This window comes from Pseudomonas frederiksbergensis (assembly GCF_001874645.1).
Classification (GTDB): Bacteria; Pseudomonadota; Gammaproteobacteria; order Pseudomonadales; family Pseudomonadaceae; genus Aquipseudomonas; species Aquipseudomonas frederiksbergensis_B.
Genome location: NZ_CP017886.1, coordinates 5,499,156 through 5,518,271 on the forward strand (window position 1 = coordinate 5,499,156; position 19,116 = coordinate 5,518,271).

General features: G+C 59.4%; 18 protein-coding genes. 9 read left to right on the forward strand and 9 right to left on the reverse strand.

Features of this window, described 5'->3' with window-relative positions; translation table 11 throughout:
* Positions 1 to 60: 60 nt before the first annotated feature.
* Positions 61 to 924, reverse strand: coding sequence for an MBL fold metallo-hydrolase (locus tag BLL42_RS26295; protein WP_071555482.1), 864 nt, complete (start codon positions 922 to 924; stop codon positions 61 to 63).
* Positions 925 to 1,027: 103 nt separating this feature from the next.
* Here BLL42_RS26295 and BLL42_RS26300 point away from each other — a divergent pair, with 103 nt between their 5' ends.
* The 4 genes from BLL42_RS26300 to BLL42_RS26315 all read left to right on the forward strand — a co-directional run bounded on the left by BLL42_RS26300 (position 1,028) and on the right by BLL42_RS26315 (position 5,185).
* On the forward strand, positions 1,028 to 1,363 hold the full coding sequence (locus tag BLL42_RS26300; protein WP_071555483.1) for an ArsR/SmtB family transcription factor: 336 nt from the start codon (positions 1,028 to 1,030) through the stop codon (positions 1,361 to 1,363).
* Positions 1,364 to 1,485: 122 nt separating this feature from the next.
* Positions 1,486 to 2,286, forward strand: coding sequence for a sulfite exporter TauE/SafE family protein (locus tag BLL42_RS26305; protein WP_071555484.1), 801 nt, complete (start codon positions 1,486 to 1,488; stop codon positions 2,284 to 2,286).
* An 83-nt stretch (positions 2,287 to 2,369) separates the two neighbouring features.
* On the forward strand, positions 2,370 to 4,037 hold the full coding sequence (locus BLL42_RS26310) for an MFS transporter (RefSeq protein ID WP_071555485.1): 1,668 nt from the start codon (positions 2,370 to 2,372) through the stop codon (positions 4,035 to 4,037).
* Entirely contained in the window at positions 4,034 to 5,185 is a 1,152-nt protein-coding gene (locus tag BLL42_RS26315; RefSeq protein ID WP_071555486.1) for an HlyD family secretion protein, read from the forward strand. Before BLL42_RS26310 ends, BLL42_RS26315 begins: the two co-directional genes overlap by 4 nt.
* A 12-nt stretch (positions 5,186 to 5,197) precedes the next feature.
* Here the strand turns inward: BLL42_RS26315 and copD are convergent, their stop codons facing one another.
* Both copD and copC read right to left on the reverse strand, forming a co-directional pair.
* Positions 5,198 to 6,076, reverse strand: coding sequence for a copper homeostasis membrane protein CopD (gene copD, locus BLL42_RS26320; protein WP_071555487.1), 879 nt, complete (start codon positions 6,074 to 6,076; stop codon positions 5,198 to 5,200).
* Positions 6,077 to 6,079: 3 nt separating this feature from the next.
* Positions 6,080 to 6,445: a copper homeostasis periplasmic binding protein CopC gene (copC, locus tag BLL42_RS26325; RefSeq protein WP_071555488.1), complete on the reverse strand. Its 366-nt coding sequence runs from the start codon at positions 6,443 to 6,445 to the stop codon at positions 6,080 to 6,082.
* Between the two features lie 126 nt (positions 6,446 to 6,571).
* Between copC and BLL42_RS26330 the strand changes: the two genes are divergently transcribed.
* Positions 6,572 to 7,192 carry a TetR/AcrR family transcriptional regulator gene (locus BLL42_RS26330; RefSeq protein ID WP_019690107.1) on the forward strand — a complete coding sequence of 207 codons (621 nt, stop codon included), beginning with the start codon at positions 6,572 to 6,574 and terminating at the stop codon, positions 7,190 to 7,192.
* Between the two features lie 86 nt (positions 7,193 to 7,278).
* Here BLL42_RS26330 and preA read toward each other — a convergent pair whose 3' ends face one another.
* The 3 genes from preA to hydA all read right to left on the reverse strand — a co-directional run bounded on the left by preA (position 7,279) and on the right by hydA (position 11,531).
* Positions 7,279 to 8,553, reverse strand: coding sequence for an NAD-dependent dihydropyrimidine dehydrogenase subunit PreA (gene preA / locus BLL42_RS26335; RefSeq protein WP_071555489.1), 1,275 nt, complete (start codon positions 8,551 to 8,553; stop codon positions 7,279 to 7,281).
* Complete coding sequence (locus tag BLL42_RS26340; protein ID WP_071555490.1) at positions 8,554 to 9,921, reverse strand: NAD(P)-dependent oxidoreductase; 1,368 nt, start codon at positions 9,919 to 9,921, stop codon at positions 8,554 to 8,556.
* A 170-nt stretch (positions 9,922 to 10,091) separates the two neighbouring features.
* Entirely contained in the window at positions 10,092 to 11,531 is a 1,440-nt protein-coding gene (gene hydA / locus BLL42_RS26345; RefSeq protein WP_071555491.1) for a dihydropyrimidinase, read from the reverse strand.
* Between the two features lie 623 nt (positions 11,532 to 12,154).
* Between hydA and BLL42_RS26350 the strand changes: the two genes are divergently transcribed.
* The 4 genes from BLL42_RS26350 to nudC all read left to right on the forward strand — a co-directional run bounded on the left by BLL42_RS26350 (position 12,155) and on the right by nudC (position 16,968).
* Positions 12,155 to 13,639, forward strand: a complete 1,485-nt coding sequence (locus BLL42_RS26350; RefSeq protein ID WP_071555492.1) for an NCS1 family nucleobase:cation symporter-1 — start codon at positions 12,155 to 12,157, stop codon at positions 13,637 to 13,639.
* Between the two features lie 67 nt (positions 13,640 to 13,706).
* Complete coding sequence (locus BLL42_RS26355; protein ID WP_071555493.1) at positions 13,707 to 14,990, forward strand: Zn-dependent hydrolase; 1,284 nt, start codon at positions 13,707 to 13,709, stop codon at positions 14,988 to 14,990.
* 328 nt (positions 14,991 to 15,318) lie between these two features.
* Positions 15,319 to 16,131, forward strand: a complete 813-nt coding sequence (locus BLL42_RS26360; protein ID WP_071555494.1) for a crotonase/enoyl-CoA hydratase family protein — start codon at positions 15,319 to 15,321, stop codon at positions 16,129 to 16,131.
* Between the two features lie 6 nt (positions 16,132 to 16,137).
* Entirely contained in the window at positions 16,138 to 16,968 is an 831-nt protein-coding gene (gene nudC, locus BLL42_RS26365) for an NAD(+) diphosphatase (RefSeq protein WP_071555495.1), read from the forward strand.
* Here the strand turns inward: nudC and BLL42_RS26370 are convergent.
* The 3 genes from BLL42_RS26370 to BLL42_RS26380 all read right to left on the reverse strand — a co-directional run bounded on the left by BLL42_RS26370 (position 16,936) and on the right by BLL42_RS26380 (position 19,030).
* Positions 16,936 to 17,715: a TSUP family transporter gene (locus BLL42_RS26370; protein WP_071555496.1), complete on the reverse strand. Its 780-nt coding sequence runs from the start codon at positions 17,713 to 17,715 to the stop codon at positions 16,936 to 16,938. The two genes, nudC and BLL42_RS26370, sit on opposite strands and share 33 nt — an antisense overlap.
* Before the next feature lie 215 nt (positions 17,716 to 17,930).
* The gene (locus BLL42_RS26375) at positions 17,931 to 18,410 is read right to left on the reverse strand and encodes a nuclear transport factor 2 family protein (RefSeq protein WP_071555497.1); all 480 of its coding nucleotides are present in this window, start codon (positions 18,408 to 18,410) and stop codon (positions 17,931 to 17,933) included.
* A gap of 26 nt (positions 18,411 to 18,436) precedes the next feature.
* Entirely contained in the window at positions 18,437 to 19,030 is a 594-nt protein-coding gene (locus tag BLL42_RS26380; protein WP_071555498.1) for a TetR/AcrR family transcriptional regulator, read from the reverse strand.
* Between the last annotated feature and the right edge of the window lie 86 nt (positions 19,031 to 19,116).

Sequence of the window (19,116 nt, forward strand, 5' to 3'; positions counted from 1 at the left end):
ATGGGGTGGCTCGTGGTCGGCGTAGGAGCTGCCGCAGGCTGCGATCTTTTGATCTTGGGTTCAGAATTGGTTCAGCGGGATCTTCAGGTACACCACGTCGTTGTTTTCCGCTGGCGGCAGGTTCCCCGCCCGCACATTCACTTGAATTGCCGGCAGCATCAACGTCGGCATGCATAAGCCCTCATCGCGCTGGGTGCGCATCTCGACGAACGCCGCTTCGTCGATACCGTCATGCACATGAATATTGCTGTTGCGTTGCTCGCCGACGGTGGTCATGCACTGAGAAGTGCGGCCGGCTGGCGGGTAGTCATGGCAGACATAGAGACGGGTGTCGGCGGGGAAAGCCAGCAATGTGTGCATCGAGGCGAATAGCTGATTGGCGTTGCCGCCGGGAAAGTCGCAACGGGCGGTGCCGACGTCAGGCATGAACAGCGTGTCGCCCACCAGAATCAATTCATCGTCAATCAGATAGGCCATGTCCGCCGGGGTGTGCCCTGGGACATGCAGCGCCTTGGCCTTGAGGTTGCCGATGGCAAACACCTCGTCCGGCGCAAACAAGTGGTCGAACTGCGAACCGTCGCTGCGGAACGCCGGCTCGAGGTTGAACAGACTTTTGAAGACGTCCTGCACCTGGCTGATGGCCTGGCCGATGGCGATCTTGCCGCCCAGTTCTCGGCGCAGATAGGGCGCGGCGGACAGGTGATCGGCGTGGGCGTGGGTTTCCAGCAGCCATTGGGTTTGCAATTGGTGCTCGCGGACGAAAGCAATCACCCGGTCAGCCTGAGTGGTAGCGGTTCTGCCGGACGCCGGGTGGTAATCGAGTACTGAATCGACAATCGCGCAGCGGCTGCCGTCGTGTTCGTAGATCACATACGTATAGGTCGACGAGGCGTCGTCAAGGAAGGCTTGGATCAACGCTGGCATGGTGGCGGGCCCTGGCTGGATGACAGAAAGACACAAGGGGTTGCAACACTTTATGTTTAAACATAATGTCCGCAGCTTAAGTGACGACTAAGGTTATCTGCAAATGCAATCCAGTCTAAGCGAAGGTGAAGTGGCGCAACTGCGTGCCTCGGCCTCCAAGGCCTGCGCGCTGCTCAAGGCCTTGGCCAATGAGGACCGCCTGCTGATCCTCTGCCAGTTGACCCAGGGCGAGCGCAACGTCGGCGAATTGGAAACCATGACCGATGTGCGTCAACCAACGCTGTCCCAACAGTTGGGTATTTTACGCGACGAAGGACTGGTGAGTACTCGGCGTGAAGGCAAATACATTTTCTACGGCCTGGCCAGCCACGAAGTGATTCAGGTGATGAAAACACTCTCCGGCCTGTATTGCGGCGCGGTGATAAAAAGCTGGGCGTGAGCCTTTTCGGGCAACCCCCCTTGTAGAGGCAACAACCTATGAACGATCAACACTGGGGCCAGACCATCAGTGCCGACCTCGGGCAGCACGGTGTCACGTCCAAAGTCGATTGAGAGAACCCTATGCTGCTGGCGACATTGTTTGGTGTGGTGATGGGTCTGGTCCTGGGGTTGACCGGGGCCGGCGGTGGCATTCTTGCGGTGCCGGCCTTGGTGCTCGGGTTGGGCTGGACCATGACCCACGCGGCGCCGGTGGCGTTGTTTGCGGTGGGCAGTGCAGCGGCGGTCGGCGCCATCGACGGCTTGCGCCATGGATTGGTGCGTTACCGTGCGGCGTTGTTGATTGCCTTATTGGGCGCGGTGTTTTCTCCGGTGGGGATCTACTTTGCCCATCAGTTGCCGGAAAAAGTCCTGATGATCCTGTTCAGTCTGCTGATGGTCATGGTGGCCTGGCGGATGCTGCGGCGAGAAAAACAGGAGCCGGGGCCGAGCGATCATGGCCACGCCAACTGGGGTCAGAAGAATTGCATGCTCGATCAACAGACCGGGCGCTTTTCCTGGACCGCCAAATGCACCGCAACGCTGGCTGCGCTGGGGGCGGTGACCGGGGTGGTTTCAGGCTTGCTCGGGGTCGGTGGCGGTTTCCTGATCGTGCCGGCATTCAAGCAACTGACTGACGTGCAGATGCGTGGCATCGTCGCCACCTCCTTGATGGTCATCAGTTTGATCTCGGCGATCGGGGTGATCGGCGCCTTTCATGCCGGGGTGACCATTGATGCTCTGGGCGCGGCTTTTATCGCCGCCAGCATCGTCGGGATGGTAATGGGGCGGCGACTGTGCGCCCGGGTTCCGGCCCGGGCACTTCAAGTGGGGTTTGCCAGCGTGTGCCTGGTGGTCGCCGGTTATATGTTACTCAAGGCCTGAAATCAGTGGTTGCTGTGCAGCGAACTGGCAAGAAATCTCTGGCTCATGTTTACTGCCTTCAATACCGATGACAAGGTCACCGAATGGATCACCATGCCCCGCGCAACTGGCTGCCCCACGAACGGCCAAGCCTGCCCGGTTCCCCCTCGACCCCTTTGCACCCCACGCCAAAGCGGCTGGCCTATGCGTTGGTCGGGTTGCTGGTGGCGTTGACGGGTGGGTTGGGTAACGCACTGGTGGTCGCCAATCTGCCTTACCTGCAAGGGGCGCTGGGGGCGACGACCGCCGAGATGGCCTGGCTGCCAGCGGCCTACGTGATGACCAACGTCTCGATGAACCTGCTGCTGGTGAAGTTTCGTCAGCAGTACGGCCTGCGGGCGTTCACCGAAGTGTTCCTGGTGCTGTATGCGTTGGTGACCTTCGGTCATTTGTTCGTCAACGACCTGGGCTCGGCGATTGCAGTGCGCGCCGCCCACGGTATGGTCGGCGCGGCGCTGAGTTCGCTGGGTTTGTATTACATGATTCAAGCTTTCCCGGCGAAGTGGCGGATGAAGGCGCTGGTGCTGGGCCTGGGTACTTCGCAACTGGCGTTGCCACTGGCCCGGCTGTTTTCCGAAGATTTGTTGCAGATCGCCGAATGGCGCGGGCTCTATCTGTTTGAACTGGGCATGGCGCTGGCTTCATTGGGCTGTGTGTTCATGCTCAAGTTGCCGCCGGGCGACCGGTTCAAAACCTTCGAAAAACTCGACTTCCTGACCTTCGCCTTGTTGGCGGGTGGTGTGGCACTGCTCTGTGCGGTGTTGTCGTTGGGCCGTATCGATTGGTGGCTCGAAGCACCGTGGATCGGCGTCGCCTCGGCCGGCTCGATCGTGTTGATCATGGCTGGCCTGGCCATCGAACATAACCGCAGTAACCCGATGCTGATGACACGCTGGTTGGGCAGCGGGGTGATGATTCGACTGGCATTGGCGGTGATCCTCATCCGTATGGTGCTCACCGAGCAGTCCACCGGGGCCGTGGGTTTGCTGCAAATCCTGAACCTGAGCAGCCAGCAGATGCACAGCCTTTACGTGGTGATGCTATTGGGCAGCGTCGCCGGCCTGGCCACCAGCGCGCTGACTATTAATCCCTCGCACCTGTTGATGCCGTTGATCATTTCTCTGGCGTTAATGGCCACCGGTTCCGTGATGGACAGTTTCTCGACCAACCTGACACGCCCGGAAAACATGTACCTCAGCCAGTTCCTGCTGGCCTTTGGCGGGACGTTTTTCCTGGGGCCGACGATGGTGCTCGGTACCCGCAATGTGTTGACCAATCCGCGCAATCTGGTGAGTTTTTCAGTGCTGTTCGGGATTTGCCAGAACCTTGGTGGCTTGATTGGCGCGGCGCTGTTGGGGACGTTCCAGATCGCCCGGGAAAAATTTCACTCCAGTCATATCGTCGAACGTCTGACCCTGACCGACCCGCAAGTGCTCAGCCGTGTGCAAGGCAGCAGCGCCAGTTACGCGTCGAGCATCGCCGACCCGTCGGCCCGCATGACACAGGGGATACGCTCCCTGGCAGCGGCTGCGACCCGGGAGGCGAATGTCATGGCCTACAACGACGTGTTCATGCTGATCGCGGTGATTGCGATGCTGACCATGCTCTGGATCTTCATTCGCAGCCTGTGGCTGTTGAGCACGACCAAAACTGTCGCTCCCGCGCCGGCCAGTCCGACTTCCGTTCCCTCCAGCGGTGCCTCTTCTTCATGACCGACCCGATCACCACAACCACCAACGCCATCGCCTCGACCCCCGAGGGCGTGGCACCGCCTAAAACTTCTGGTGCCGAACCGCGTTCGCTGCCGGTGCGGATCATTTCGTCCCTGGGCTTTGCTGCGATTGCCATCGTCGGGGTATTGATCGTGCTGTATGCCTGGCAGTTGCCACCGTTCGGCAGCACCATTGAAAGCACCGAAAATGCGCTGGTTCGTGGTCAGGTGACGATCATTGGTCCGCAACTCAGCGGCTACGTGTTTGAAGTACCGGTGCAGGACTTCCAGTTCGTCAAGACCGGTGACCTGCTGGTGCGGCTGGATGACCGGATCTACAAGCAGCGTCTGGATCAGTCGCTGGCGCAACTGGCGGTGCAGAAAGCCGCGCTGGCCAATGCGGTGCAGCAACGCAACAGCGCCGAGGCGACCATCAAACTGCGTCAGGCGGCGCTGACCGACAGCCAGGCCCAGGCACAAAAAAGTGCGGCGGATCTGCGGCGAAACGAAGAGCTGATCAGCGACGGATCGGTCTCAAAGCGTGAGCTGGACGTTACTCGTGCCGCTAATGCGCAAACCATTGCAGCGGTGGCTCAGGCCCAGGCGAGTCTGGAAATCGCCCGGCAGGACCTGCAAACGGTGATCGTCAATCGCGGCTCGCTGGAGGCGGCGGTGGCCAGCGCCGAAGCGGCGGTTGAGCTGGCGCGGATCGATCTGTCCAACACCCGCGTGGTCGCCCCGCAGGATGGTCAGCTCGGGCAGATTGGCGTGCGCCTTGGCGCCTACGTCAACTCTGGCGCGCAGTTGATGGCATTGGTGCCGAGTCAGCTGTGGGTGATCGCCAATATGAAAGAAACCCAGATGAACAACATTCACATCGGCCAGCCGGTGACTTTCACCGTCGACGCCCTGAACCACCAGAAATTTCACGGTCGGGTGCAGCGCATTTCACCGGCTACCGGTTCTGAGTTCAGTCTGCTGCAAGCCGACAACGCCACCGGCAACTTCGTTAAAATCGCCCAACGCGTGCCAGTGCGTATCACCGTCGATGCGGGCCAGGCGCAGAGTGAACGCCTGCGACCGGGGATGTCGGTGGTGGTGAGTATCGATACCTCCGGGCAAGGCGATGCCGTCGCTGACAATCCGTAGATCCCCGAGCGCCTACGAGCCGGCTACCATCGGCGGCAATGTACCCAACAGGGAAACCGCCGCCACGGCCGCTACCCCCAGCAACCACTCCAGTATCACGCTGGTGCGCAGCGCCGACAGGCGTTGCTCGCAGTCCTTGATTCTCAAGCGATTGAACAGCGCCAGGCCAAGCATTGCGCTGACCAACAGCACCTTGATCAACAGAATCAGCGCGAACCCGGACAGCAGCGGTGTCGGCCAGAAGGCCCCAGTCAACACCCGGACATTGATCAGGCCGGTCACCAGCAAACCCGCCACCAACCCATAACCGATCCCGCTGAAGCGTTGCAGTATCGGCCCGACAGCGTGGGCCGTCGGTCGCAGAAAAATCATCACCAGCAGCATCAGCCCGCCCAGCCAGGCACCGACGCAGATCAGGTGAATCACTTGATTGAGGATCAGCAACTGGCCACTCAGGCCATCGAGCATAGCGCCGTGGCCGACCGGGGCGAGGGTCATCAGCAGCAGGCTGCTCAGGAGCATACGCAGCGCAAACGAGTTTTTCAGCGGGCTCAGCAGACAGGCGACAAACAGCCCGTTGAACAGCAGATGCCAACTCCAGACCTGTCCGAAGAAGGTATTGCTCAACACCCGTTGCACGGTGGGCCAATCAAACGCCGCCGACAGCGAGTCGGCCATGCTGGCGGTGATCAACAGCAGCCAGCAAACCCCGGTGAACAAGGCGAACCCGGCGAGCAGCCGACTCAGCCCGGCCAAGCGTTGATCGAGTGTCGCGAGCGCTAGGGTCAGCGGTACATGGCGTAACAGCAGGGGCCTGAACATGCAGGCCCCAAACAGCATCAACACGACGGTGAAATGCAGGAAGCGGCACAGGACCATCGCGCTCGACATCGATTACTGACTCACCTTGAAGCTGTAGTTGCCATCGCTTTTATGGGTGTCGACCGACACTGCATGCCATTCGACCTTGTAGTTACCGGCAGTCAGAGGTGCTGCTGGTGTGACGACCAGGGTCTTTTTGTCGGCGCTTTCGGTGGCGATGCTTTTCACGGCAACGGCCACACCATCCTTGCTGATATCGACTTTGGTGAAACTGGCTTCAACCCCTTCGGAGAACACCAGATGCAATTCGGCAGGTGCGGCAACGCTGCTGTCGGCGGCCGGCGTCGAGCTTTTCAGGTGGGCGTGAGCAAACACCGAAGAGGCGGCGAGCAGTGAGCCGAGCAGGGCAGTCACAGTCAGGGCTTTTTTGAGCAACATCGGTCAGCACCTTTCAGGCAGATTATAAAGAGGCGCCAGTTTACCTTTGCCGTGCGCGCTGTACGACGTTTCGTTTCGCAGGTGGCGAATGCTAGTCTTGGCCCATGCCGCTGTCAGGGAGCCCTTATGGGCAATCACAAGATCGAGATTCGTCGCAGTAACGTCGAGAAAATCCTGCTGGCCGCCGAGAAGGTCTTCGCCGAGAAAGGTTTTGGCAGCACCGCGATGGCTGACATCGCTAAAGAAGTGCAACTGCCGCGCTCCAATCTGCATTACTACTTCAGCACCAAAGCTGAGCTGTACAGCGCGGTGCTGTTCGATTTGCTGGAAGTCTGGAAGCAGGACGCGCTGTGTTTCGAGATGTTCGATGACCCACGGGTGGTGCTCAGCAGTTACATCCGCGCCAAGATGAACCATTCCCGCAGCCGGCCTTACGGCTCGAAAGTCTGGGCCAATGAAATCATCCACGGTGCGCCGACATTGGGTGAGGCGCTGGACGTCAGCCTGTACGACTGGGCCAAGATGAAGGAAGCGAAAATTCGTCAATGGGTGGAGGACAAACGCATTCTGCCGGTGGAGCCTTCAAGCCTGCTCTACATGATCTGGGCCTCGACCCAGCATTACGCCGACTTCGATCATCAGATCAACATCCTCAACGACCATCAAGCGCTGTCGGACATGCAGTTCGAACGCGCAGTGCAGACCGTGACCAGCGTGATTTTGCGGGGGATCGGGTTGGAACCTTAAAAGATCGCAGCCTGCGGCAGCTCCTACAGGGGGACATGTATATCCGTAGGAGCTGCCGCAGGCTGCGATCTTTTGACTCTGAAAAATCAACCCACCACGTGATACGGGTTCCTCGGATCATGGTTCCAGTCCAGAAACGGTTTCCCGTTATCGACCGGGACCATTTCGATGCAGTCCTGCACCGGGCAGGTGATCTGGCACAGGTTGCAGCCCACGCATTCGTCGTCGATCACGGCATATTTATGGGTGCCGTCCGGTTGCTTCAGGCTGGCGATGGCCTGGTGCGAAGTGTCTTCGCAGGCGATGTGACAACGGCCGCAACCGATGCAGGCCTGCTGGTCGATCTTGGCGATCACCTGATAGTTGATGTCCAGGTATTTCCAGTCCGTGGTATTGCCCACTGCACGCCCGGAAAAATCCTGCACGCTTGAGTAGCCTTGGCTGTCCATCCAGCGGGACAATCCGTCTTTCATCGCCTCAACGATCCGAAAACCATGCAGCATCGCCGCCGTGCACACCTGCACCGCGCCACTGCCCAGCGCCATGAATTCCGCCGCGTCACGCCAACTGCCAATACCCCCGATGCCACAGATTGGCAGGCCCTGGGTCTGCGGGTCGCGGGCGATTTCGGCGACCATGTTCAACGCAATCGGTTTCACCGCTGAACCGCAGTAACCGCCGTGGGTGCTTTGGCTGCCAACCATCGGATGCGCGACCATGCGATCCAGGTCGATGCTGGTGATCGAGTTGATGGTGTTGATCAGCGACACCGCATCGGCGCCGCCACGGTGGGCCGCTCGGGCGGCGACACGGATGTCGGTAATGTTCGGCGTGAGCTTGACGATCACCGGCAGCTTGCAATAGGTCTTGCACCAGCGGGTGACCTGCTCGACGTATTCCGGCACCTGACCCACTGCCGCGCCCATGCCACGCTCCGGCATGCCATGGGGGCAACCGAAGTTCAGCTCGATACCATCGGCGCCAGTGGCTTCTACCAGTGGCAGGATGTTCTTCCAGGACTCTTCGACGCAGGGCACCATCAACGACACGATCAATGCGCGGTCCGGCCAGTCTTTTTTGACTTGGGTGATTTCACGCAGATTGATTTCCAGCGAGCGGTCAGTGATCAGCTCAATGTTGTTGATGCCCATGACTTCACGGTTGGCGCCAAAATGCGCGGAGTAACGCGACGAGACGTTGACCGCCGCCGGGTCTTCGCCCAGGGTTTTCCAGACCACGCCACCCCAGCCGGCCTCGAACGCACGGACCACGTTGTAGGCCTTGTCGGTGGGCGGCGCGGAAGCCAGCCAAAATGGATTGGGGGCTTTGATACCGGCAAAGACAATCGAGAGATCGGCCATTTACGCAGCCTCCACGTTGAGCATGAGTTGGGCATGGATCGCTTGCGCCGCGAGTTTGCCGTGCTGCACGGCTTGCACGGTGAGGTACTGATCGAGGCTGGTGCAATCGCCACCGGCATACACGCCGGGGATGCTGGTACGCATTTGCTCGTCTACCTGAATCCGCTCGCCCTGGCGTTTCAGTTCGCGGGCCAGCGGATCACTCAGCGTGTTGTCGTCGAAGCGTTGGCCGATGGCTTTAAAGATTGCATCGGCGGCCAGTTCGAAGGTTTCCCCTGTGTTGATCAGCCGGCCGTTTTCCATGCGTGTGCGGGCGAAACGCATGCCGCGCACCTGACCTTGGTCGTCGAGCAAGACTTCCTGCGGTTGTGCCCAGGTCATCAGCCGCACCTGATTGGCCTTGGCGATGTCCTGCTCATGATCGGTCGCGCCCATGTCCTCAAGACCTCGGCGGTACACCAAATTCACGTCGTGCGCACCGAGGCGGGCCATTTGCACGGCCATGTCGATCGCGGTGTTGCCGGCGCCGAGGACGATGCAGTGGTCGGCCAGCGGCAGTTGGCTCAGGTCATCGGCCTGGCGCAGTTCGCGGATGTAATCGGTGGCGGCCAACAGCCCAGGGGCGTCTTCGTCGGCCAGCCCCAACTGTTTACTGGCGGCCAGGCCAAGACCGAGGAACACCGCGTCGAATTGCTGATGCAGCTCGCCGAGGCTCAGGTTCTCGCCGAGTTTTTGCCCATGGCGGATTTCGATGCCGCCGATTTCCAGCAGGAAATCCAGCTCGTGCTGAGCAAAGTCATCCACCAGTTTGTATTTGGCGATCCCGTATTCGTTAAGGCCGCCGGCCTTTTCCCGAGCTTCGAAAATCACCACCTCGTGGCCATGCATGGCGCTGCGGTGCGCACAGGACAAACCGGCAGGCCCGGCACCGACCACGGCAATCCGTTTACCGGTGGCCGCCGCGCGTTTGAACGGGTGCTCCGTGAAATGCGCGTTGTCGATGGCGTAGCGTTGCAACAGACCGATTAACACTGGCGCGCATTCTTCAGCGTTGTTGCGCACGCAGGCGTGCTGGCAAAGGATTTCTGTCGGACAGACTCGGGCGCAACTTCCGCCGAGGATGTTCGCCGAGAGGATTGTTTGCGCCGCGCCCTGGACGTTCTCTTGATGGATATTGCGAATGAACGACGGGATATCGATTTCGCTCGGGCACGCGTTGACGCATGGCGCGTCGTAGCAATACAAACAGCGCGAGGCTTCCAGATGCGCCTGACGGTCGTTGAGCGGCGGCGCCAGATCGGTGAAATGGCTGGCGAGAGCGGCCGCATCCTCGGCGGGATGGGGCAAGTGGTTCAGCGTCTTGATCACGGTGTTGGCCTCACGTTTTTGTGATGGTCTGCCTCTGTGGGCAGTAATGCTGCCCCGTAGGAGCTGCCGAAGGCTGCGATCTTTTGATCTTGATTTTGCAATGAAGAAGGATCGTCGCTATTTGCGGATAAGATCGCAGCCTTCGGCAGCTCCTACGGGTGATCGGTCGCTTAGCGTTTCACAGCAGTCGGCTTGTGCAACTCAGCGCGCTTGCTCAGCAGGTCGAACACCGCCGGGTAGGCCGGGCGTTCGATGTAGCGTCCGGCCCCCCGTTCGGCGCGCAGGTCGCCGTCGGCCCAGACCAGTCGACCCTGGCTGATGGTGTGGCTGGGCACGCCGTGCACGGTCTTGCCTTCGAAGATGTTGAAATCGACGTTTTGGTGATGGGTCCTGGCAGAAATGGTGCGCGTACCTTGCGGGTCCCACAGCACCAGGTCAGCATCGGCGCCGACGCGGATCGAGCCTTTGCGCGGGTAGAGGTTGAAGATCTTTGCGGTGTTGGTGGAGGTCAGCGCGACAAAGTCCTGCATCGACAAGCGCCCGGTGTTGACCCCTTCATCCCACAGCACCGCCATGCGATCTTCAATACCGGCGGTACCGTTGGGGATCTTGCTGAAGTCGTCACGGCCAGCAGCTTTCTGTTCGGCACAGAAACAGCAGTGATCGGTGGCGGTGGTGTGCAGGTTGCCCGATTGCAGGCCATGCCAAAGTGCTTCCTGATGGCCGCGAGGACGGAAAGGCGGGCTCATCACGTAACCGGCAGCGGTTTGCCAGTCCGGGTGCTGGTAGACACTGTCATCCAGCAGCAAATGCCCGGCCAACACTTCGCCATAGACCGGTTGGCCCTTGCTGCGGGCGTAGGTGATTTCATCCAGCGCCTCCTTGGTCGAGACGTGGACCAGGTACAGCGGCGTGCCGAGGGTTTCAGCGATACGGATCGCCCGGCTCGCGGCTTCACCTTCAACCTGGGACGGCCGCGACAGCGGGTGCGCTTCAGGGCCGGTGATGCCTTGGGCCATCAGCTTGCGTTGCAGGTGATAGACCAGCTCGCCGTTTTCCGCGTGCACGGTCGGTACTGCGCCGAGTTCCAGGCAGCGTTCGAAACTCGCGACCAGCGTGTCGTCGGCCGCCATGATCGCGTTCTTGTACGCCATGAAATGCTTGAAACTGTTGACCCCGTGCAGGCGTACCAACTCGGCCATTTCCTCGCGAACCTGTTCGCTCCACCAGGTAATGGCGACGTGAAAGCCATAGTCAGACGCGGATTTTTCAGCCCATCCGCGCCATTGATGGAAGGCCTCCAGCAGCGATTGCTGCGGATTGGGAATGACGAAATCGATGATCGAGGTGGTGCCGCCGGCCAAACCTGCCGCCGTGCCGCTGAAAAAGTCTTCGCTGGCCACGGTGCCCATGAAGGGCAGCTGCATGTGCGTGTGCGGGTCGATGCCGCCGGGCATCAGGTATTGGCCGCTGCCGTCGAGCACTTCGCAGCCTGCGGGAACATCAAGGTTATGACCGATGGTTTTGATCACGCCGTCGGCGCACAAGACATCGGCGCGATAACTTTCATCATGGGTAATAACGGTGGCGCCACGGATCAACAGAGACATTCCGAGTTCCTCGCAGGCTTGACCGGTTTGTGCCGGCTCTAAGTGTTTTTATAGGGTGCAGGCTAAGGAAGTTGTATTCCTGTCAGCGCTGTCAGGAATAAACGCTAGCTGGAGATATCAGATTGAGCAAGAATATTTTTTATAAGCTTATATCAATATTAACTATTTGATATTAAACATAAAAAATCACAAATCACCAAAGTGGTGAGGCCTCTCACCATTTTGACGCACTTGACAGGATCGAAATATGGTCAAGATTTCCTATGTGAAATCAGCTATTTGAGGTGTGCCTGTGGCTGATAGAAAAAATACAAAATAAATGTAACTCACCAGATTGAGTCCCGAGAGTTCGGACAACGTGCCTGGCATTTTGCCTGAGTGCTCAAGCAAGTATCCGCGGGCTCGATTGTTGTTTAAACAAAACTGATGAACATCAGTTGTTTACATGGATTTTACCGACGCGCCAAGGTTGTCAGCAGAGTGTCCGGCATGCTTATTGATTGTCGCCGCTGACACCTTGGCCGGTCGGTAAAAGTCGTCAGTTCTCCGGCCATCGTCCGGCTCGCGGTCCAACCGCAGGCCAGCCCGATGAGCAAAATAATCAAAAGAACAATGGAGCGGCCATGCAACAGAACAGATCGCGCGTCACCGAACGCGAAGGCTTGTACGAACTGGACGCCGGCAGCGACGTCCTCGACAGTCCCCGGTACAACCACGACATTGCTCCGACCAAGGTGCACGAACGAACCTGGAACAAATGGCACATCACCGCACTGTGGATCGGCATGTCGGTTTGCGTACCGACCTACACCCTCGGCGGGGTGCTCACCGCGTACTTCGGCCTGACGGTTGGCGAGGCGTTGCTGGCGATTCTGCTGGCCAACGTCATTGTGCTGATTCCGCTGACCCTCAATGCCTTCGCGGGTACCAAGTACGGGATTCCGTTTCCGGTGTTGCTGCGTTCCTCGTTCGGGGTGATCGGTTCCAACGTGCCGTGCCTGATCCGCGCGCTGGTGGCCTGCGGCTGGTTTGGCATCCAGACGATGTTTGGCGGGCTGGCGATTCACCTGTTTCTCGGCTCGATTTTCGAGGGCTGGAAATCCCTCGGGGGCACCGGCGAAGTGATCGGCTTCATGATGTTCTGGACGCTGAACCTGTGGGTGGTGCTGCGTGGTGCCGAGTCGATCAAATGGCTGGAAACGCTTTCTGCACCGCTGTTGGTGACGGTGGGGCTGGGCCTGCTGGTCTGGGCCATGCCGAACGTGTCGCTGACCGAGTTGCTGGCAATCCCGGCCAAACGTCCCGAAGGCGCCAGCGTGACCAGTTACTTCTTTGCCGGGCTGACCGCGATGGTCGGGTTCTGGGCGACCTTGTCGCTGAACATCCCGGACTTCAGCCGCTACGCCAAAAGCCAGAAAGACCAGATCCTCGGGCAGATTTTCGGCTTGCCGCTGACCATGTTCCTGTTTGCCTCGCTCGGTGTGGTGATGACTGCCGCGTCGGTGAAACTGGTGGGCGTGACCGTCTCTGATCCGGTCAGCCTGATCGGGCATATCCAGAGCCCAGTGTGGGTGGCGGTCGCCATGGCACTGATCATTATCGCTACGCTGTCGACCAACACCGCAGCCAATATCGTTTCGCCGACCAACGACTTTCAGAACCTCGCGCCTAAACTCATCAACCGCACCAAAGCGGTGATGTTGACCGGTCTGGTCGGATTGGTGCTGATGGGCCACGAACTGCTGAAGAAGCTTGGGCTGATCGTCTCCAATGTCAGCCTGGAAACGGTCTATTCCAACTGGTTGCTCGGTTATTCGAGCCTGCTCGGGCCGATTGCCGGGATCATGGTAGTGGACTATTTCCTGATCAAGAAACAACAACTGGACCTGGCAGGCCTGTACCGCGATGACGTGTACCCGGCGTGGAACTGGAACGGCTTCATCGCCTTCGGCGTGCCAGTGGCGTTGACCTTGCTGTCGCTGGGCAGTGATGTGTTCAGCTGGTTCTACAGCTACGGCTGGTTCACCGGCTCGGCCCTTGGCGGCCTGATGTATTACGGGTTGTGCACGATGCGTACTAGCCCGTCTGTTGTGAAGTCTCCGGTGTGACGGATGGCCTCAACTGCACAAAAGATTTGCCTGAGAAAACCTATAACAACTGTCTGAGGAGATCACCATGAACGCTGCCGTAGACGTTCTGCAGTCCAGCCATCAGCACATCGACCGTGACCGGCTCTGGCAGTCGCTCATGGAGCTGGCCAAACTCGGTGCCACGGTCAAGGGCGGTGTCTGTCGCCTGGCCCTGACCGACCTCGACCGCCAGGCCCGCGACCTGTTCGTGCAGTGGTGCAAGGAGGCCGGTTGCAGTGTGACGATCGATGCGGTCGGCAACATCTTCGCCCGCCGCGCCGGACGCAATCCGCAACTGCCACCGGTGATGACCGGCAGCCACATCGACACGCAACCCACCGGCGGCAAGTTCGATGGCTGCTTTGGCGTGCTGGCCGGCGTCGAAGTGCTACGCACCCTCAACGACCTGGGCGTGGAAACCGAGGCGCCGCTGGAAGTGGTGGTCTGGACCAACGAAGAGGGCTCGCGCTTCGCCCCGTGCATGATGGGTTCCGGGGTGTTTGCCGAAAAATTCACCCTCGAAGAAACACTGGCCAAGATCGACGCCGATGGCGTGACCGTGGGTGAGGCGCTGAATGCCATCGGTTACGCCGGTCCGCGCAAAGTCAGTGGTCACGCAGTCGGTGCCTACTTTGAAGCGCACATCGAGCAAGGTCCGATTCTGGAAGACGAGCGTAAAACCATTGGCGTGGTGATGGGCGCGTTGGGACAGAAGTGGTTCGACCTGAAACTGCACGGCGTCGAGGCCCACGCGGGGCCAACGCCGATGCATTTGCGCAAGGATGCATTGGTCGGCGCCGCAGCAATCGTTGCCGCCGTGAACCGTACCGCCCTCGGTCACCAACCTCACGCCTGTGGCACCGTCGGATGCCTGCAAGCTTATCCGGGCTCGCGTAACGTCATCCCCGGTGAAGTGCGCATGACCCTGGATTTCCGTCATCTTGAGCCGACGCGGCTCGATTCGATGATCGCTGAAGTGCGGCAGGTGATCGACAGTATCTGCGATGAGCACGGTCTGACGTTCGAACTGACTCCAACTGCCGACTTCCCGCCGCTGTATTTCGACAAGGGCTGTGTCGAGGCAGTGCGTGGCGCGGCACAAGGTCTTGGGTTGTCGCACATGGACATCGTCAGCGGGGCAGGGCACGACGCAATCTTCCTCGCCGAGCTGGGGCCGGCCGGGATGATCTTCGTGCCGTGCGAGGGTGGCATCAGCCACAACGAAATCGAAAACGCCGCACCGGATGACCTGGCGGCCGGTTGTGCGGTGTTGTTGCGGGCGATGCTGGCAGCCTCGGCGGCGATTGCCAGTGGTGAGTTGGCGGCCTGAACCGCCTCACCAGAACGCCCGGACATAATTGAGCGGCGCATGGGCAGCCAGGCGCCGGTTCATGACATTGCCGTTACCTGGCGGTGTCTTGTAATGGGCGTTGTAATACCGTTCGCCCAGCGGCTGATCCTGATCAGGGCAGTGTCATGACGACAACCTTTTTTTGATCTTCAACGTTGACTGAGTAAAGGCCTGACGATGCCTGTGTAGACGCCGGCGTGGTCTGTGGACGTTCAGTCCCGCTTTTGGCGGATGCACTGCCTACAGCCACACGCGCTGGCTTGTTATAGTTCGGACCTTATTTTCAGCGCCAGCAAGGATCACTGCCATGTCCGAATACCAAGCCTTTCGCGTCGAACTGAGCGACAACATCGCCCATGTGCAGATCAACCGCCCGGAAAAGATCAACGCGATGAACGCGGTGTTCTGGACTGAAATCATCGAGATCTTCCAGTGGATCGACGACACCGATGAGGTTCGTGCGGTAGTCATCAGTGGTGCTGGCAAGCATTTCTCTTCGGGCATCGACCTGATGATGCTGGCTTCGGTGGCCAATGAAATGGGCAAGGACGCGGGTCGCAACGCGCGCCTGTTGCGGCGCAAGATCCTGGCGTTGCAAGCGTCGTTCAACGCCGTCGACAACTGCCGTAAACCGGTATTGGCCGCCATTCAGGGCTATTGCCTGGGCGGCGCCATCGATCTGATTTCTGCTTGCGACATGCGTTATGCGGCAGAAGACGCACAATTCTCGATCAAGGAAATCGACATGGGCATGGCCGCCGACGTTGGCACTTTGCAACGCTTGCCGCGGATCATCGGTGACGGCATGCTGCGAGAACTGGCATACACTGGTCGCACCTTTGGCGCGGAAGAGGCACGCAGCATTGGCCTGGTCAACCGGGTCTACCCGGACACGGCCAGCTTGCTGGATGGGGTGATGGGCATTGCCCGTGACATTGCTGCCAAATCGCCGATTGCGATTGCCGGAACCAAAGAGATGATCAGCTACATGCGCGATCACAGCATCAACGATGGCCTGGAATACATCGCTACCTGGAACGCCGCGATGCTGCAATCCACAGACCTGCGGGTCGCCATGGCGGCGTCGATGAGCAAGCAGAAACCCGAATTTCTGGACTGAGCAAACATGACTTCACGCTGGACCACAGCAGTAATCGACACCGACTTGCCGGGCGGCTGGGCCGTGGCCCGCAGCCCCGAAGGTTTCTTGTTCGACGACAATGGCGCGCTGTTTCCGCGGGAATGGCTGAAACGTCAGGACCTGTCGATTCTCGCCGAACACGGCATTGGTCATCTCGACGGTGAGCCGGTGTATTTGTTGGAGCTCAAGGCTCACAGCGAGGTGTCAGGCTGCAACTGGAAAGGCTTGCGAGCGTTCATGCTCGATGGCGATCACACGGTTTACAAAGTGCTGGGTTATGCCGCGCAAGTTGGCACCTGGGCGCGGGAGCATCGGTTTTGTGGCAACTGTGGCCTGCGCATGACGCAGGTGCCGCGTGAACGGGCGATGTATTGCGAACCCTGTGATCTGCGCTTTTATCCGCGGATTTCACCGAGCATGATCGTGTTGATCACCCGTGGTGACGAAGTCCTGCTGGCGCGCTCGCCACGTTTTGTCACCGGGGTCTACAGCACCCTGGCGGGTTTTGCCGAGCCAGGTGAGTCGGCCGAGGATTGCCTGGTTCGTGAAGTGCGCGAAGAGGTGCAGATCGAGGTCAGGAACATCCAGTACCTGGGCAGCCAGTGCTGGCCGTTCCCGCATTCGATGATGCTCGGTTTTCATGCCGAGTACGCCGGTGGCGAGATCGTACCGCAAGCCGATGAGATCGAAGATGCCCAGTGGTTCAACATTCACGCGCTGCCGCCATTGCCGGCGTCGCGCTCGATTGCCCGTTATTTGATCGACGTTTATGTAGCGCGGCGCTTAGGCCACGCTGAACCAGTGCTGCCAGGCTAGACGCACAGTCAAACCCAGCACCACGGTGATGAAGACCGGGCGAATGAACTTCGCCCCACCGCTGATGGCGGTGCGTGCACCAAAGAACGCGCCAACCATCACCGACAGGCCCATGCTCAGGCCGATGATCCAGTCCACTTGCCCGGAAAAGATGAACACCGACAGCGCCGCGATGTTGCTGACGAAGTTCATGCTGCGCGCCACGCCGCTGGCCTTGACCAGATCGATGGGGTACAGCAGCAGGCTGCTGACGGTCCAGAAGGCGCCAGTGCCGGGACCGGCCACGCCGTCGTAGAAGCCGAGGCTGAAACCCTGGCTCGACTGCCACTTCTTCTTTATCGGTGCGTCGCTGTCCAGCGGTGCTTTCGGCGTGCCGCCAAACAGCAGATAGACACCACAGGCGAAGACGATCACCGGGAGCATTTTGTTCAGCCACTCAGCCGGCAAGTAGTGCGCAACGATTGCGCCGGTCAGTGCGCCCACCAGGGTTCCGATAATCGCGTGCATCCACTGCCGCGGGTGGAACAGCTTGCGTCGGTAGAAGGTGAAACTGGCGGTGGCCGAGCCGAAGGTCGAGCTCAGTTTATTGGTGCCCAGTACCAGGTGCGGGGGCAGGCCGGCGGTGAGCAGCGCCGGGGTGGTCAGCAGACCGCCGCCTCCAGCAATGGCATCGATGAAGCCGGCAATGAACGCGACGATGGCCAAAATGGCCAGAGTGGTGAGGTCTACGCTGAGTTCGAAAGGCATGAGGTCGACTTATTCGGCGGGGGCAGGAGCGGGCTGCGGGGAAGGGCCGATATCTTACCTATATCCAACGTTTGCAGCGACTGATCTGGCCTCATCGCAAGCCAGCGAACGTCAAGGGGCGCGTAGGAGCTGCCGCAGGTTCGGGCCGCGTTCGGACGATCCCTTGATCTTGAAAAGATCGCAGCCTGCGGCAGCTCCTACGCGAGCGGGGGTGGTTACAAGTCCAGGTCAGACAAGCCAGGATGATCATTCGGGCGACGGCCCAGCGGCCAGTGGAACTTGCGTTCGCTTTCCTTGATCGGCAGGTCATTGATGCAGGCGTGACGGTTGGACATCAACCCGTACTCATCGAACTCCCAGTTTTCATTGCCGTACGATCGATACCAATTGCCCGAATCGTCATGCCATTCATAGGCATAACGCACGGCGATACGGTTTCCGGTGAAAGCCCAGAGCTCCTTGATCAGCCGGTAATCCAGTTCCTTGGCCCATTTGCGGGTCAGAAACCCCTTGGCTTCCTCGCGGTTGTTGGCGAACTCGGCGCGGTTACGCCATTTTGTGTCCACGGTGTAGGCCAGGGATACCCGCTGTGGATCGCGGGAGTTCCAGCCGTCTTCGGCCAGGCGAATCTTTTCGATGGCCGACTCACGAGTGAACGGCGGAAGTGGCAGACGAGCTTCGGCATTAGATGACATTAAAAGTCCCCAAGGAAAGTGAGCGTTCAAACCGCGAGTTGATCTTGTTTAAACAGTGAAAGGTCCAATAACGTTCGCGCTATGCATTGCGCATTATCGGCGGCACTGTGATCGCCCATGACAAGAGCAACGGTAATGGCGCCATCGATCAGGATCAGCAGTTGTTTGGCCAGTGCCTCCGGGTCGTGTACGCCATGTTCGGTACAGAGCTCGCACACGTAGTCGAGCAGCTTCTGTTTATGTTCCTTCGCTACCAGGCGCACCGGGTCTTGCGGGTCGCCGGTTTCGCCGCTGGTGTTGATAAAGGCACAGCCGCGAAAGCCTTCGCTGGCGAACCAGTCCTTGAGCACGGTGAACAGGTTGAGCAGCCGTTCGACCGGGCTTGGGGCCTTGTTCACTTCGGTCTGGAACCAGTGCATCCAGCGTACGTCGCGGCGCTGCAAGGCCGCGACGGTCAGCGCCTCCTTGCTGGTGAAGTAGCGGTAAATACTTTTTCTGGAGACGCCGGCGGTTTTCACCAGAAGATCCATGCCAGTGGCAGCAATGCCACTTTTATAGATCAACTTTTCGGTGACATCCAGAATAATGTCGCGTGTGTCGTTGCTAGTGATTTCGTTCATGTGGCAAAGAGTAGAACGGTCGTTCTCCTTGGTCAAATATTTTTAAAGATTAAAAGGTCGCCGCCTTCGGCGGCCGCTGTGGGGGA